This is a genomic window from Spirosoma endophyticum, from assembly GCF_900112365.1.
GTDB classification, from domain to species: domain Bacteria; phylum Bacteroidota; class Bacteroidia; order Cytophagales; family Spirosomataceae; genus Spirosoma; species Spirosoma endophyticum.
In genome coordinates, this window is sequence record NZ_FOLQ01000005.1 from 92,387 (window position 1) to 109,209 (window position 16,823).

General features: G+C 47.9%; 13 protein-coding genes. 8 read left to right on the forward strand and 5 right to left on the reverse strand.

Translation table 11 applies throughout. The features are described 5' to 3' along the window. Positions 1–101 precede the first annotated feature (101 nt). The 4 genes from BM202_RS15040 (at position 102) to BM202_RS15055 (ending at position 7,309) form a co-directional block, all read left to right on the forward strand. Positions 102–4,211, forward strand: coding sequence for a hybrid sensor histidine kinase/response regulator transcription factor (locus BM202_RS15040; RefSeq protein ID WP_093827455.1), 4,110 nt, complete (start codon positions 102–104; stop codon positions 4,209–4,211). A gap of 354 nt (positions 4,212–4,565) precedes the next feature. After that, entirely contained in the window at positions 4,566–4,967 is a 402-nt protein-coding gene (locus BM202_RS15045) for a LytR/AlgR family response regulator transcription factor (protein ID WP_093827457.1), read from the forward strand. Between the two features lie 563 nt (positions 4,968–5,530). After that, positions 5,531–6,622 carry a sensor histidine kinase gene (locus tag BM202_RS15050; RefSeq protein ID WP_093827459.1) on the forward strand — a complete coding sequence of 364 codons (1,092 nt, stop codon included), beginning with the start codon at positions 5,531–5,533 and terminating at the stop codon, positions 6,620–6,622. A gap of 57 nt (positions 6,623–6,679) precedes the next feature. Continuing rightward, on the forward strand, positions 6,680–7,309 hold the full coding sequence (locus BM202_RS15055; RefSeq protein WP_093827461.1) for an HAD family hydrolase: 630 nt from the start codon (positions 6,680–6,682) through the stop codon (positions 7,307–7,309). Positions 7,310–7,452: 143 nt separating this feature from the next. On the opposite strand, the gene BM202_RS15060 is transcribed toward BM202_RS15055, so the two are convergent. Continuing rightward, positions 7,453–10,182, reverse strand: coding sequence for a bifunctional YncE family protein/alkaline phosphatase family protein (locus BM202_RS15060; protein WP_093827463.1), 2,730 nt, complete (start codon positions 10,180–10,182; stop codon positions 7,453–7,455). A gap of 601 nt (positions 10,183–10,783) precedes the next feature. After that, the gene (locus BM202_RS15065) at positions 10,784–11,257 is read right to left on the reverse strand and encodes a DUF6794 domain-containing protein (RefSeq protein ID WP_093827465.1); all 474 of its coding nucleotides are present in this window, start codon (positions 11,255–11,257) and stop codon (positions 10,784–10,786) included. Between the two features lie 261 nt (positions 11,258–11,518). Between BM202_RS15065 and BM202_RS15070 the strand changes: the two genes are divergently transcribed. After that, entirely contained in the window at positions 11,519–12,064 is a 546-nt protein-coding gene (locus BM202_RS15070) for an RNA polymerase sigma factor (protein WP_093827467.1), read from the forward strand. 148 nt (positions 12,065–12,212) lie between these two features. Here the strand turns inward: BM202_RS15070 and BM202_RS15075 are convergent, their stop codons facing one another. From BM202_RS15075 to BM202_RS15085, 3 genes are all read right to left on the reverse strand, one after another. After that, complete coding sequence (locus BM202_RS15075) at positions 12,213–12,392, reverse strand: hypothetical protein (protein ID WP_093827469.1); 180 nt, start codon at positions 12,390–12,392, stop codon at positions 12,213–12,215. 165 nt (positions 12,393–12,557) lie between these two features. Then, entirely contained in the window at positions 12,558–14,033 is a 1,476-nt protein-coding gene (locus BM202_RS15080; protein WP_093827471.1) for a nicotinate-nucleotide adenylyltransferase, read from the reverse strand. Positions 14,034–14,255: 222 nt separating this feature from the next. Beyond that, positions 14,256–14,609: a YraN family protein gene (locus BM202_RS15085; protein WP_093827473.1), complete on the reverse strand. Its 354-nt coding sequence runs from the start codon at positions 14,607–14,609 to the stop codon at positions 14,256–14,258. Positions 14,610–14,718: 109 nt separating this feature from the next. Between BM202_RS15085 and lipB the strand changes: the two genes are divergently transcribed. From lipB to BM202_RS15100, 3 genes are all read left to right on the forward strand, one after another. Beyond that, a complete protein-coding gene (lipB, locus tag BM202_RS15090) occupies positions 14,719–15,480 on the forward strand; it encodes a lipoyl(octanoyl) transferase LipB (RefSeq protein ID WP_093827475.1) in 762 nt (253 codons plus the stop codon). A gap of 68 nt (positions 15,481–15,548) precedes the next feature. After that, positions 15,549–15,953, forward strand: coding sequence for a hypothetical protein (locus tag BM202_RS15095; RefSeq protein ID WP_093827477.1), 405 nt, complete (start codon positions 15,549–15,551; stop codon positions 15,951–15,953). A 70-nt stretch (positions 15,954–16,023) separates the two neighbouring features. Then, positions 16,024–16,761, forward strand: coding sequence for a 3'-5' exonuclease (locus tag BM202_RS15100; protein WP_093827479.1), 738 nt, complete (start codon positions 16,024–16,026; stop codon positions 16,759–16,761). Positions 16,762–16,823: the final 62 nt, after the last annotated feature.

Genomic DNA, 16,823 nt, shown 5'->3' on the forward strand with positions numbered 1-16,823 from the left:
CCAAAAAGCTATCTTTTTATGTAACAAACCAGTAATTTGCCACTACGAAGAAATCGAAAGCGTCTGGTTTCTCGTAGTTAGAAAACTAATGGTGTGCCAGAATGCGTTTACTCCACCTACTCTTCGTTCTGCTTCCCTTTACACTAGTTGCCCAGCCGACCCATCGGACGGCCAAAGGCTGGCAGGAGCTTACTATTTCTGACGGTCTGTCGCAGGGGATGGTGTATGACCTCAAACAAGATCCGAAAGGGTTCATTTGGGTGGCCACCAAAGATGGACTAAACCGATATGACGGCTATAATTTCACCGTATTTACCCACGATCCTTATAACGATTATAGTCTTTCCGACAACAATTGCTCGTCGCTGCTGGTCGATAGCCGCGGATGGCTCTGGGTAGGTACGCTTAACAAAGGGCTTAATCTGTTCGATACGCGCACCCAGCGCTTTTATCACCTCAACATTCGCGACCAGGCATTGCCCAACGCGGGAAATTATGCCATCAATACTATTTTCGAAGATCCACAGGGCGCGATCTGGGTGGTGGCGGGTGAGATTAAATTATTTAAAATCCAGTTAGCCAACGCCCTTAAAAACGGCTCCCCTGATCAGGCTAACTTAACTGATCAGGTACAGATCATACCGGTTTCAGTTGACGGAAAAGTGACGGACCTCATCAAGCAGCTTAACTTTCGTCCCGACGGTCAGGCCATGGCCATATCCACCAATGGCTTACTCTCATTTAACTGGCAACATCCCCAGAAAGCGAGCACGTTCAATAGCTTTACAGGTGATTTCGCCAGGGGTTTGACCTTTTACAGTGATATAAATCAGGATGCCCTGCTGGCGACGATCGACGAGGAGAATAAAGTCGTCTGCCGCCAGCGGGGCCGACAGAAGACCGTCCTGGTACGGAAAGATAAGGACGCTGTCATTAGCCTGAATGCCCTCAATTCAACCACACTGGCCATCGCCAGGGGCGAATTCCTCTGGATCATGTCGCTGGACGAATTCATGCGACAGGATAGCCTTACGGTACGTAATGCCTTTACCACGTTACCAACCGACCTCTATGCGATTACTAACTTACTCAGAGATCGGACAGGAAATATATGGGTGGGCACGAGCGGATATGGCCTGCGGAAATTCAATCCTCAGATCAAGCAGTTTCAGTCAACGTTACCGGGTATGACCCTTTCTTATCTGTATGCGGATCAGCAGGGGCGCACCTACGTCCGGCATCAGTTTTCGTATTACCAATTCGATCGGCTCAATAACCGGACTCAGCCTTTCCTGGGCGATGCGCTGCCACCCGCTGATAAACGGCAGCGCTACCTGATGCAGGATCGACAGGGCACGTTCTGGGTGTCGAACACGCACTTCCAGACGCACCAGATGCACCTGTTTAAGTTTAGTGCCGATTGGCAGCTCCTCAAAAAATACCCCCTGCCATCCAATACATCGTTTGGGTTCTACTACAATCAGACCGTTGAGGACAAAGCCGGTAAGCTCTGGCTTGGAGCAATCGATGGTAAACTTCTTCGGTTCGATCCAAAGACGGAAACATTTCGAGTTTTCTCCTATCAATCGCTGTTACCGCAGAAAGGAGCCGAAATCGAAACCTATGCCCTGTACTTCGATCAGGCCGGTACGCTCTGGATTGCGACCCAACAGGGACTAGTACGAGCCGACCACACACAAACCAGCCCAACATTTTCGCTCTACAAAAACAGTCCGACAGACCGCCAGAGTTTGAGCAACGACATTGTGCTGAGCCTGCTTGATGACCCCCATGAACCGGGTCGCTACCTCTGGGTGGGTACGAAAGGCGGTGGACTTGACCGCCTGGATAAACAGACGGGGCACTTCACCCACTTTACGGAAAAGCAAGGCCTGCCCAACAAGGTGGTATATGGAATTCTGACCGATACGTTCCTGAATCTTTGGTTGAGTACCAACCGGGGCCTGGCTCAGTTCAACCCCAAAACAAAGCAGTTCCGCAACTTCACCAAAGCTGACGGCTTACAGGACGATGAGTTTAACACGGGTTCATTTTTCAAAAGTTCTTCGGGGGAATTGATGTTCGGGGGCGTTAATGGACTAACGACGTTCCGGGCTGCAGACCTGGTGCGAAAAGGGGGCTCTACGCCACAGGTGCACCTGATTGGCCTGAAAGTTAATAATGAAGCCATTGACGTGGGAAGCCCCGATGGTATTCTGACGGAAAGCATTGAGAACACCCAGCGCATTGACCTGGCTCATGACCAGAACCTAATTACGTTCGAGTTCGGCCTGATGGATTATGCCAATTCGGCGAAAAACCAGTATCGGTATCGACTCGATGGCATTGATGAGAAATGGGTGTCGGCAGGCACTAATCGCTTTGCCAACTACGCCCAGTTACCACCGGGCAACTACACCCTGCAGATGAGTGGGTCGGTGGAGGGGGAGCACTGGAGTAAACCCATAGCGTTACAGGTGCGGGTGCATCCGCCCTTTTATCGGACCTGGTGGGCGTATGGGGTTTATCTGCTCGTGCTGGCCCTGATTACCTGGCAGTTGCACCGAATCCAGACCCAGCGGCTACTGCTTCAGCAACAGGTAGTCTTCCGGCAACAGGAAGCCAGTCGGCTGGTGGAATTGGATACGCTCAAAACGCAGTTTTTTACCAACATTTCGCATGAGTTTCGCACTCCACTCACGTTGATTCTGGGACCACTGGATAACCTGAAAGAACGATTTCCTGATGATTCTGACCTCACGTTGATGGAGCGAAACGGCCAGCGGCTGCTCAGTCTGACAAACCAGTTGCTCGACCTGAGCAAACTGGAAGCGGGTCAGTTGAAAACGGAGGCCGAACCGGGCGACATTGCCGCCTTTCTCAGGACACTGGCCAGCTCGTTTAGTTCGCTGGCCGATAGCCGGGCCATTCAGTTCATCTTCACGCAGGATCAACCTACGCACTGGGTTCGCTTTGATCGTGATAAGGTGGAGAAAATTATAACGAATCTGCTGTCCAACGCCTTTAAGTTTACGCCCGATGGTAACGTAGTGCGCCTGAACGTAGCGTATGAGCCCGGGGGGGTCATCCTGCGAGTGGCTGATACGGGAATTGGCATTGCTACCACCAACCTGCCCAAAATCTTCGACCGCTTTTATCAGGTAGATAGTCAGTCTAATCGAAATTACGAAGGCACGGGTATTGGCCTGGCGCTGGTCAATGAACTGGTGAAGGTCTTACAAGGCACGATTTCGGTTGATAGCCTCGAAGGCAAGGGTACTACGTTTACGGTTCATCTGCCACTGACGCCGATGGCCGCACCCATAGCGGCTGACAATACACAAACCCCTGATGACACCTCCAGCGGTGAAGCCTCCTTTATGGACGGGCGGCCGCTTCCTGTGGGGATATTACCCCTGGAAGTGCCGATCAATGGATTAGTTGATTCTCCGGTTTCCGAGAATATTCTTCTCATCATCGACGATAACGCCGATATCCGAGCTTATGTACGGAGTATCTTTGAGACCGATTACCAGATTATTGACGCTATTGATGGTCTGGACGGTCTGGAAAAAGCCACGGCTACGTTGCCTAACATTGTTATCTGCGATTTGATGATGCCCCGGCTCGATGGCTTTGGTTTTTGTCGGATGCTGAAGACGCAGGAAGCTACCAGTCATATTCCGGTGGTAATGCTCACCGCCAAAGCCACCATTGAGGATCGGATAGAAGGCTTCGAGCTCGGCGCCGACGACTATCTGACCAAGCCCTTTAACCGGGCGGAAATTCAGGTACGGGTGCGGAATCTAATCGACAAACAGGAACGCCTTCGGCTCCATTATACCAGTAGCCTGCTCCTTCACGAACCCGTTTCGGTTCAGGCTACGTCTCCCGAAGACGCTTTTCTGAAAAAGGCCCGAGCCATTGTTGAGGAACACCTGAGCGATAGTCGATTTGGGGTCGAAGCGTTCAGCAAAGCCATGAACCTGAGTCCGTCACAATTGCTGCGCAAACTCAAAGCCCTGACGAACTTGACCGTTGTGGAGTTTTTGCGACAATATCGGCTACAGCGTGCGGCTACCCTGCTAGCTCAGGGCGATGAGACCGTCTCGGCCATTGCCTATCAGGTAGGGTTTGAGAACCTATCCTATTTCACCAAAATGTTCCAGGAAGAGTTTGGCGTACTGCCGTCAGCCTACGCGGAAACGTAGTAAGCTTTTCGGCTGAAAATACCTGGAAGGCCAGCACCCAAACAACTCAAATTTCTTCGTTAACACCCCCGCAAAAACACCCGTTTTCGTAATCGGGTGTTTTTGCTGCTTTGGAATGTAACCCGGATATAGACTTTTGTCGGAAATCATTTTCCGGTGGAAAGATAACCGTTGATGGACGAACCTATAGCCTTTCCTGCCCCAAAACGACGTTTCACAGGCAAATGCTGGAAATGAGTCAAAGAATGCTGAAAATGAGTTAACACCTGACTTGGCTAAACTACCACATTTGTTCACTCATTCGGACCTACTATGATTGGATCCTCCACTCAACCTTTCTCTTCTTTTTTAGGTATGAATACTTCGGTCAATCAACCCACCAGTGCGCTTAAAATGCACGTTCGTAATACGGGCAAAATTACGCTTCCATTTGCGGATCTTATGTTCTTACAGGCGACGGGCAATTATAGCTGGCTGCATTGGAAAGACGGCCAGCGTATGCTGCTGCCCCGCACCTTAAAATACTATGAACCGCAATTACCCATCGAGTTGTTTGTGCGGGCTCATCGCAGTTGCATCATAAACATTCACTACATCGAGCGGATGGTGCCTACCTACCCAGACCGGGGGGGCTTCATTCATCTGCGTTCTGGGGATGTGCTGCCGGTGTCGCGTCGGCGGTGGGTGGCGATCCGGAAAATTTATCAGAGTCTGCCCAGCATTACTGACCGGTACACCTTAACTGGCAAGGCCTAAGAGCTCAGTATGTAGAAAACAATTCAGGCCGCCCCAGCGAGACAGCCCGAAACTCCTCCACAAGTAGCAAAGCCAAGTTTTTCAGTACGTTTTGTATAGCCGTACATACGCAATCCGGCAGGGAATTGGATTGACGGGCCTAGAAAAATAGATAGCCATAAAATCCAAAAGAGAAAGATAAAATCAGGCTGCCTTGATATAAGGTAGCCTGAGTGCATTCGCCGTAAAATTACAAAGTTCAGTTTTCCATAGATGAGATAAGCCAGTAGAGCCCGAGTTGTTGATTTGGTCCATGCCACTAATTACGAATTGACACGTAGCACTCGAACTATCCAGGATGATCCATATACGAAAAGTAGCAAGCACTGGATTCTCCGTTTCATCAAAGCCGATCAATGTTTTCCATTTATTCCGATTTGGGAGGGGTTCGTAGCGCGGATGCGTTGACGGCGACGGTACGCGACATTGACGTAAGAAATAAAGCTGAGTCGCTGAATACTCTGGTAAGAATGCCTCAATATAGGCGTGGGCTTACTACATTTGGTTAGACAGTTTGAAAATGAATGAAGGACTACGTTAAGGATAAGTGGCTACGTATCATCGGGATTACCCTGCTGGTCGTGGTATCCGTTACGATTGATGACTTCTACCGCCAGCCGCTTACCGGGATGGTGTTTGTCAAATTCCTGATCGGGGCTGGCACAACCATAGCGACATGGCAATTGAACCGGACGATTATTCTCCAGTATAAGGCCGCATTTCCGGCCAGGAGCCAGGTAACCAAACGCCTGTTGCTGACATTCCTGAGCGGTGCCCTGTCCACTACATTCCTATCCTGGTTCTCAAATGCGCTCGAATTCCTGGCCATCCATGGAACACTAGCCAATTACTTCGGTAGTCACGATGGTATGTCGGTTACGATCAATAATCTGACCATCAAGCTATCCCTCTACGGTTTTGACTTTTTGCACGGCATTCAATATGCTCTTTTCTTACTGGTTGTTTATGGCATCCTGTTTTTTGTTCAGGATGTATCGTTGAATAAGCATCGACTGAGACAGGCCGAGCAGGAACGGGAGGAGCTTCGGGCGGCTCATCTGCAAAGCCAGCTTGACGCGCTTAAACAGCATGTCAATCCGCACTTTCTGTTCAATTCCTTAAATTCACTGTCGTCTCTTATTAGTGAAGACCCGAAGCAGGCCGAGCGATTTGTCGATAAACTCAGCGAAGTGTACCGGTATCTGCTTCGGTCCAACCAACAGCATCTCACAACGCTGGATGCCGAATTGCAGTTTATTGACGCCTATTACCATCTCCTGCAAACTCGCTACGGCGCAGCGTTGCATTTAGATGTGGCGGTGAACGAATCTTATTTCTCCTACCAGCTTCCTCCGTTGAGCCTTCAGTTGTTGGTCGAGAATGCCGTTAAACATAACGTAGCGTCGGTCAAACGTCCCCTTTATATTCAGATTACGGTCGATCAACAGGCCTGGTTACGGGTCAGTAATACGCTACAGCGCAAAACAAGCCGGGTGTTATCGAATGGTGTCGGTCTGACCAATATCGTAGCAAAATATCAGATGCTACATCTTTCCCAGCCTATCGTTGAAGAGACAGATACTCAGTTTACGGTTGTACTGCCGCTGCTGGCTTGAGTAGAAAATGCTTGCCCCAGAATCTTGCCGGAAACAAAATAGTTAGTTTATTGCCGCATGATAGCTCAACAATCGATACAAGCAATTTTCCTTGACATTGGTGGCGTGTTACTAACGAATGGCTGGGACCAGCAGGCACGTCAGCGGGGATCTCAGCAATTTGGCCTCGATTTCAACGTCCTGAACGAGCGCCACCACCGCATATTTGATACGTATGAGTCAGGCAAAATGACGCTGGACGAGTACCTGACGCGGATTGTCTTTTACGAACCCCGCGACTTTTCCCGCGAAACGTTTACGCAATTCATCCTGGATCAATCGGAGCCCCATACGGCCATGATTGATTTGTTTCGTCGGCTAAAAAAGCAATACGGACTAAAGCTATTTGCCGTCAACAATGAAGGGCGGGAACTCAATGCGTACCGAATTGAGCACTTTGGGCTCAAAGAACTTTTTGACGCGTTTATGTCGTCCTGCTACGTTCACGTGCGTAAACCTGACCCCGAAATTTTCCGTATAGCCTTGGATATTAGCCAGATAGACCCAGCACAGGTAATTTATTTCGATGATCGGCAGATGTTTGTTGAAGTAGCGCAGTCAGTCGGCATTCAAGCTTTTCAGCATCTCGACTATGAATCGACCTGCCAAAAACTGGCGACACTGGGTTTTTCAATAACTGAGGACTGAGTTTTTTGTCCACAGAGCGGTCCACCGATGCGGAACAGAGAACACAGCGGAATAAAAGTACACTACGCTGTGTTCTCTGTGGACAAAAATTGTGATTAGTTTCTGTTGATTATTCAAAAGATGCGCCCTTAGTTGACAGCTCCCTAATCATCGTCGTCGTCATCATCGTCTTCAGCGCCCGCTAACTCGGCGGGATACCGTTTTTTCCCCTTTGCCGAAAACCATAAAATCCGGTTGAGTAAATCATCATGTCCCCGGTCAATGAAGTGAAAGCCATACTTGGTGGATTGATTGGCGAAACGAAGCGACGTTCCTTTCAGGCCAGTTGCCGGATTCATCTCGGCCAGATCAACGCGATTGGGTTGTGCTTTGTAGGTAAATGACAGATCAGGTTTGTCAACAAAACAGTCGAACATGGGCAGGGCCGTCGCATCAATAACGTTCATTGGCGGTAAACCCAGAATCTGTTCCATCGTGCGCACAACGGATGTTTGATTATAATTGGTGTGAATGGTTTTCTGTAAGCGAGAGTAAGGGCTAACGATATAACCCGTTGTCCGATAGGCCGATACGTGATCCCAACCCGCCTGCGAGTCGTCTTCCGTAATAAAAATGACCGTCGACGCTGCGAATCGACTTTTAGTGACCGCTTCAACAATACGGCCAACGGCCAGGTCATTATCGGCCACCATTGCCCTGGGAACGGGAAATCCCGGACTTAGACCGGCCGTATGGTCGTTGGGCAGCGACATAACCATCAGGTTGGGCAAATCGGCATTAGGGTTTGCATTGGCTTCCTGCAATTCCTTAATAAACGCATCAGCCCGCATTTGATCGCTGATGGTTTCGTCGTCGCAGCCCGGAAAATTCATGGACAGCACGGGCCTGACGCGAGAAATAGTCGTGGTGTTCGTGTACGAAAAAGGCTGGCTGGTCTGACGCATCTGATACAGCTTGCTCCAGTCGTATTGTTTCTTGTCAAAGGCGCAGGAACAGGCTTCGCCGTAGATACGTACTGTTTTGCCGTGATCAAGTGCATTGTTCCAGATCAGCCCTTTTTTATCGTAGACCATCGCGTCATATAATACGTGCGGATAGCTCCTGAACCAGGCCCGAACACTCTTTTCTGTATAATCCGTAACCATTGCCGCACTGGACCAGTGATGTCCTTCGGCCGATGATTTTCCGGATACGTGGTAGTTGTCGAGCAATAGATAGTCCTGAGTCAGCCGGTGTTGGTTGGGTGTTATGCTATCCCCAAATATGCACAAAGAAGGCATCCCGTTTCCCTGCGGCATATCGCCCAGCACCTGATCGTAGGTGCGATTTTCTTTAATAATATACAAAACATGCTTGAATACCGACGGTTCGCCAATACGTTCCGGAACAGGTTTTGGGGCAACATTTGGTCGGGGTGCCTGTTCGGTCAACGCCAGCCGAAACTCAAGACTCTGTTTTTTTACTTTCTCCGTAAGGGCCGCCAGTTCGGTGGCATTAGGTACTGGAATAAACGAGATAGAGGCTAACTGTTTGTGAGAATTATAGGCTTTGGTATCCTGCTGTGGATTTTTACCCTGGCTACCCTGATCGACCACATTGGCAACTCTGGGGCCAACGGCTTCTAAATTGGTTACGTACAATTCATTCTCATTCAGCACAATACCGGACGGATAGGCTTGGGTAGGAATATAGCCCTTGATTTGATGATTGCCCGTAGCGGTAGTTGATGCCTTACTTCCCAACTCAACCACACAGATCGCATTATCCATGCCATTCGCTACGTATAACGTAGTGCCCTGCGGATTAATGGCCAAAGCATTTGGTGTACTGCCAATGTAGCCATTTCCCCGATTGAACAGGCCGACAAAAATAGAGTCGGTAACCTGCTGTTTCTGAGCATCAATAATAGAAACATAATCGCTGTTGCCATTCGCTACATATAGAAATCGGTGATCGGGACTACTGATTATGGCGTTGGGGTGCAGACCCACGGGCAATTCCCGGTCTACTTTCCCTTGTCGAATGTCAATGACAGAAACCGTTCCCCGTGCCATAGCGCCCGTTCTGGGATCAATGTAAGCGCTCCCCCAGGGTACACCAGCCGTTTCCAGCCCATTGCTAGCGTCGGGAACGGGACCAGCCCAGTTAGTAATGTAGGCTTTTTCCTCAATCATGGTCAGCCCAAACGGGGCAACTCCGGTGGGGGCTGTCCAGATCACTTTTTGATCAGCAATCCGGACTTTAACGAACTGATTATTGCCGTTCAAAACGGCATACAAATACAATTCGCCGGCTTCTTCTTTAACCGCCACTTCGTTGGGTAAGGCAATAGTTGCCGGAGCGATGGCTTCAAACGGAATAGTCCGAACCAGTCGGGCGCGCGAGCCGTCCCACACCGCCTGCATAACGTATGAATTCGGTTTTCCCCGACCACCAGCTCCCCAGAAAATGTAGGTCGAATCGTGGTAAACGATGGCTTTGATGCCTGAGAAGGAACTCATGCTCCCTTTTAGATTCGAGCCTTTCGTATAATCCCAGCGCGAAATCAGTTGCTGTTGTTTTACATCAAAAAAAGCGATGCCAAAACGATCTTCAACAACCAGCGTTTTCTTATCCGGTAGCAACACGGCATCCAGACTATGGTTTTCAAGGCTGGCATCGCCAAAACTGACCGATTTTCCGGCCGCATCGATAATGCGGTTATAAGGCATCAGGAACGGAGATGTATCGCCCGCTAACGTGCTGTCGTCTGTCGCGATTTTATAAGCTGACGTATACTTTGTGGTGGGGCCAAACTGATGACAACCACTCACTAAAAACAAGCCGTAAAAGGCAAATAATCCGTAAACGATTGACTCAACGTTGATTTTCATACGATGCAGCTGCCAGACAGCATTAGGCGAGGAAATCCGAAATGATCAAATTGGCAGGTACATAACCCGCCAATTTCCCGGAAGGAAAGCAAAGTAGGCAAGGTTTACTCAAAATTTGATGGTCGTTGTGTGTCTTTCCAGCAAAAAAAGCAAATGCGCATTGGCTTCGTCGGCTTCCGCTACGTCACTTACGACACGGTGATTCATTATCAACTCCTACTACGTAGCTGTACATAAGCGGACGGGGTTTGTCCGAAATCGTACAATGAGTGCCCCGCCAGTAGCGCGATATGAGTACACACGGTGTTTTTAATGAGCTGGTATGATAGTTGCAACTGGATAGAAGAAATCGACCGAGCAACTGCCAGGCCGTTTAGGAAGCTAATTGCAGAAAGAAAATTCCGACTCCCTGGCCTAATGAGCCCATAGTCGACTTCATAGATTTAGTTTAGGTTAGGTTATAAACTGGAAAGCATATACAGGCTCTGTATATGCTTTTTTATTTTAGTCGATAAAAGTATTGCCCTGCCGTTTCTTCATCTGCGCCACTACGTATCGGGCAGGAAACCGCCGGGATAATCTTTTCAGGATAACCGGTTGGCTAGTTGGATCGATTAAATTTCTGGTACACCCCCCGGATAATTAAATCGCTCATTTCATCAAGATGAAGCAGGTTGTGTTTCCGCAAAAAATACTGATGCAAGGGCGACTCAACCACCCATAGCTTTAACTCCCGCTGTATCTTCATGCCAATGCCTCCGCTTAGTTCACTATGGCAGAAAGCCGTAAACTCTTCTTCACTCTTTCCCATATATTTTTCCATACCCTCAAAACGAGGCAGCAGATAGGCAACAGCCTCATCCAGCGTTGTCAAGGTCACGCTGTCAGCTGTCGACTCGGAGGCTTTTGCGGGCGTATTTTTTTCGATCAATTCATGGTGGTAGTCCAGCACTTTATCGAAGGCCTTCAACGAACTAGTCAAATAATCGGCGAGTACACCATTGGGAGAACTGGTATTTTCTTTACGGTATTTCTTGATGAGTGTTTCTACTTCGGTTCTGAGCGTAATTTCCATACATTAATAGTCTTTTGTTTTCAACTCTAAAACCGATGTTTTCATTGTCAGGCGAATGGCTATTTCCAGGTAATTTCTTAACCAAAGCACATCAGAAAACTACCAAACCTATATACATGGGCTAAAAAGTTGTCACTAAGTCATTACACACCGTTTAATAAATAATGAATGATTTTTTTAATGTATAAACATCTAATTGAGTTATAGCAATCGTATGTGTATTGTTAACACATTTAAAAAGCATCAACTTGCCATTCTCCAATGAACGTAACTTTAACGGATGAAGAGATGATTCGGCATTATTTGCCTGCTCAGCCCAATCAACTTTTCGAAACGCTCTACAATCGATATGTTAATAAGGTCTATAAACGATGCCTTTATATGACCAAAGATTCTGAAAAAGCACAGGATTTCACCCATGACATATTTATAAAGGCCTTCGACAAACTGGATGCCTTTCAGGAACGGGCCAATTTTTCGACTTGGCTGAACACAATTGCCTTTAATTATTGCTCCGATCAGTTACGTATAGCCAAACGGCTTAACACGACTCCACTGAATGAAAATCACGAGTTGGCGGATTCCCGGGAAGCTGGCTTGCAGGAGGAAACGTTTCAGTCGTTCCAGCAAGCGTTGGCCAGCCTTCCTTTGAAGGAGCAAACCTTATTACGCCTGAAGTATGAACAAGGAATGACTGTTGAGGAGATCGCCCAAATATACAGGCTCAAAACCAGTGCAGTTAAGATGCGCCTGAAGCGAAGCCGGGAGAAACTGCAGCAGTTATGCTCAGTAAGTTACGCAGACTGAGTGACAACGCGAGTGATGTAAATATAATATAGCCATATAACGAATTTTGCCGCATGAGGCCAATCAATTGAAGGCTCATCCGGCAAAATTCAATATGAGATTTTTACATAACAGTGGAATCGTGGAGATGCCACAGCGTTACCCAGTACTACCTTTTTCGCTTGATAGATGTTCTGGCAGCTACCTCCGCCTGAAACTTGATTTTCAATTGCCGATCAAGCTCCTTATCACGCGGTACATAAATACTGGTTTTCCCGTCTGACGACTTAACTAACCAGTAGGCATTGTCCGTTGTTGGCGGAATAGAGGTGTAAATGGGTTTGCTCATAACTTAAATGTTAATGTTTACATGTGTCGTTTGCGCACGATGTCTAGTATAAGAACTCTATTTTGGCCAGATTAGTGTCCAACCAGGGTTGTATACGAAAACAAAACCCCTGTTACCAGCGATTACGGGGTCTCAGGGGTGTTATATAGTAAATAAAGTCGTTTATCAGCGCGTTACTGCCTGTATTTCATCCTGTTGTTGCTGACGTACCTGTTGCCCAATGGGCACATACTCAACTTCACAGGGATACCCGAACAGGCAATTGGCTTTTATTTGTTCAGCGACCCGTTCTGGCACCAGTTTTTCCCAGCCATCTTCGCCCCGTTGAATCATTTCCAGCACACCATCGGTCGATATGTGCAGATTCTGCTCATTGAAATCCGTAATATCCTCAATCTTGTCATTACGAACCAGATACTGAAACAGGGGCTCCAGGGTAGGCGGCAATTCAAACTCGTTGCAGGTATAAATCGCACCATGCCTCAACGTTGGGTAGACAAACAGCTTGACTTTCCGGCTAAACAACGTAGCGAACGACTCCAGAATACCACCCGGCAGAAACTCATAATGGCCTTCCTCAAAAATATATTCAAGGTTTGGAATACCGACAATCAGACCAATTTTGAGCCGTGTCAATCGAGCCAGGTAGGCTACCAGTTTGTAATATTCCAGGTAGTTGGAAATCATCACGGTCTGGCCCATAGAACACAGAATATCCACACGATCCAGAAAATCCTTCTCGTCGATACCCTGTTCGTTGGCTTTCAGATTATGAAGCGTTAGCTCCGCCATAGAAACCACTCGATTGGCGTCTACATCAGGCTCGTCTTTAAACTGCTTGAGGCCATTTTCGATCATATCCATCTGGACATTTGTAACGGGACGCAGTCGCCCGCGCATGACCAGGATATGCTTTTTATAGAGCGCTTCCGATGGTTGTAAAACCTGTCCATCAGCACCGAATAGGGCGGCATCGGTAAACCCGTTTTTGACCAGGTGTAAGCTCATCAACCGGTTATCCACATCGGCAAAATCCGGTCCGCTAAACCGAATCATATCAATTTGAATACGATCCGGGGAAAGGTCGTCCATGAGCGATAATACCAGCGTTTCAGGCGATTTCGCGTAGTAATAACAACCGTAAATCAAGTTGACCCCAATAATGCCCAGAGCCTGCTGCTGCAATATATTCTCGTTATCAATCATTCTGACGTGAATAATCACGTCATTATAGCCTGACTGTGGGTTTAACTGAAATCGACATCCGATCCAGCCATGCGCTTCATTGGTCTTCTGATAATTGAGCGCCACGACCGTATTGGCAAACGAAAAAAACGTAGTATCGGGACCACGTTTTTCAGCTAATCGCTTCTCTAACAAGCTGTATTCCTTACTCAGCATTTTCACCAATCGGGATTCCACTACGTAGCGTCCGCTTTCTTCGACGCCATAAATTGAGTCACTGAAGGTCATGTCATAGGCCGACATGGTTTTAGCAATAGTCCCCGACGATGCGCCTGCCTTAAAAAACATGGCCGCCGTTTCCTGGCCCGCGCCGATCTCAGCAAAAGAGCCATAGATCCGGCGGTCGAGGTTAATACGTAGTGCTTTTTGCTTAGTACCTATATTCTTTTCGTACATAGTGGTGGCTGCTTGCTGATGCTAAAGTTACATTATAAAACGCCAAAAACACCCTTCTAAGCTGTTAGTCCCTTGAAATAACACAATAATAATGCCGTACGTTCAACGCGTTATAGCAGCCAAACAGTTGCCCTCTCACCCCGAACTTCCTTAGCTGATCATGAAGCAATTAGGTTGACTTGCCAGCCTGATTGCTAATTATGGATGATCTTCTATAAAACCTCAAAAAAATGCATCTTCAATATGATTTATGCGCAATTCGTTCCCTGCTACTGTAACGGCCACAATATCGAAGCGAATATCATGAAGCCAGTCATTGGCGAAAATATAATTCTCAGCAGCCTTCATAACCAGTTTTGCTTTCGTGTACGAAACAAATTCTTCAGGATTGCCATAACTGAGGTTCGTGCGCGTCTTCACTTCTACAAATACTAAGAGCTTCCCTTTTTTGGCGATAAGGTCAATTTCAGCATGTTGATACCGGTAGTTTTGGGTCATGATTTCGTAACCTTTCTCCTGTAGGTAGCGAACGGCTTCTAGTTCACCCTGCTTCCCCGTTTCGTTGTGTTGGGCCATTGTTTTGATTTAGGTTACAAATGACGAATCGAACGAAAGATACCGAAGTGATTGTTATCTAACCAACGGGAGGTAGCCTTAGGAAAGGGATTGCTCTTTCGTAAGAGCAATGAATAGTAGAGTCAATAAACAAGTGGAGGTTCAGGAATGGGGGCTGATTGCCTATCAACAAGCCTGGGATGAGCAGGAACGCCTGTTTGCCACCGTTGTCGATCAAAAACTGCGGAACCGAACCCTTCCCGCCGACGAGCAGACAATTACCCCGAATTATTTGCTTTTTTGCGAACACCCACCCGTCTATACGATGGGGACGAGTGGCCACGCCGAAAATCTGTTGATCGACGAAACCCGATTAACCACTGAATTGGGCGCAACGTTTTTTAAGATTCGGCGCGGGGGCGACGTTACGTATCACGGCCCCGGCCAACTGGTAGGCTATCCAATTTTGGACCTGGATAATTTCTTTACCGATATTCACCGCTACATGCGCTTGCTGGAGGAAAGTATTATCCTCACGCTGGCCGACTATGGCCTGAGCGCGGGCCGAATCGACGGATTAACGGGCGTTTGGCTCGATTACGACGGGGGCGATGGCCAGCCAGGCATGCGACCCCGAAAGATTTGTGCGATGGGTGTAAAAGCGAGCCGTTGGGTAACGATGCATGGTTTTGCCCTGAACGTGAATACAGATTTGAGTTATTTTAACCATATTGTCCCCTGTGGCATTACCGACAAAGCCGTTACGTCGATGGCGGTTGAATTAGGCCGTGAAATACCATTGGTCGAAGTAGCTGATCATGTCCAACAGCATATGGCTGTGTTGTTTGACATGGAATTAATTGGGACAAAAATTGCAAGGCCCCAGATGTAAGATTCTATATAGCGTTAGGCGATACGTATGGTTTGCCTATACTAGTACTTCTTGTTTCTGAGTTCATTATGAAAAAAGATATTAATTTTTTGCCCGTTGAGGGCGTGCATATAGTTATCGCCCGGAAAGTGAATCCAATTGAGGGATTCGATTGGCAGGTTTTTTTGATCAATCAGAACGACGTACCTATCAAGACCGTATTTGTTACGTCGAAAGGGTATGGTCTGAAAGACGAAGAGGAACAGAAAACCTCAACGTTACGCCATTTCTTTGTTGAAATACCAGCAAAGGGTTATGAAATTGTCGAGTCAATTATGCCTGATGTATTTCACCTGAATAATGAGTACTGGGTGAGTTACTACATTGACAACCAGATATTTGACAAAAAATTTATCTTTGTACCCGATAGTATTGTCGACGATCATCTCGTCACGATTCCTGTCCTGGGGCTGGAAGGAATTTTGCATGCCTGAGTAACGTGGGCGGGAGCCCGCGGCTTTATTTGATATAATCGCGGGCTCCCGCCCGCATTACCTAACCTTTATGCCTCAACCCATCTCCTGGAAACGTCGACTCAAAAATTTCCTGTTTATTGACCTTAAAACAGTGGCGGGTGAACCATCGCTCCTGGCAGTCGAGCCGCGTTTGCAACGACAATGGGAAGAGAAAAGCCGCTTCTTCAAAAGCGAAGATGAACTCTCTGCCGCTGGCTGGTACGACCGGCGAGCCTCCTACTACGCCGAATTTGGTAAGATAATCTGCGTGGGTGTTGGTGGTTTGTTTTTCGATGACGATGATAAACCCCATCTGAAAGTAAAATTGCTTAGCAACGACGACGAAGCCGCCTTGCTTGAAGAATTCATCACCATCGTTAACCGCTACCCACCCGGCGAACTGACGCTTTGCGCGCATAACGGCAAGGAATTTGACTTTCCCTATTTGTGTCGGCGCCTGATGGTAAACGGGTTACCCCTACCGCCCGCTTTGCAGATTTCAGGCAAGAAACCGTGGGAAATTCCGCATAAGGATACGCTCGAATACTGGCAGTTTGGCGATAAACGGCATTTTGTGCCACTCGACCTGCTGGCAGCCGTGCTGAACGTATCAACTCACCCGCTCGAATGGTCGGGCGATCGCACCAGCGAGGTTTATTACCGCGAACATGACTGGCAACGTATTGAGCAATACGCCCGCGATTCCATGGTCATGCTCGTGCAGGTCTATTTAAAAATGGTGGGTGCCCCGCTCGTGGCCGACGAGCATATTGTACAGAGTGACTGATAACAAAGAAACGGAGCATTTTAGAGGTTCCGATAAACCTTGTGAACCAACAGTCTGTCCTG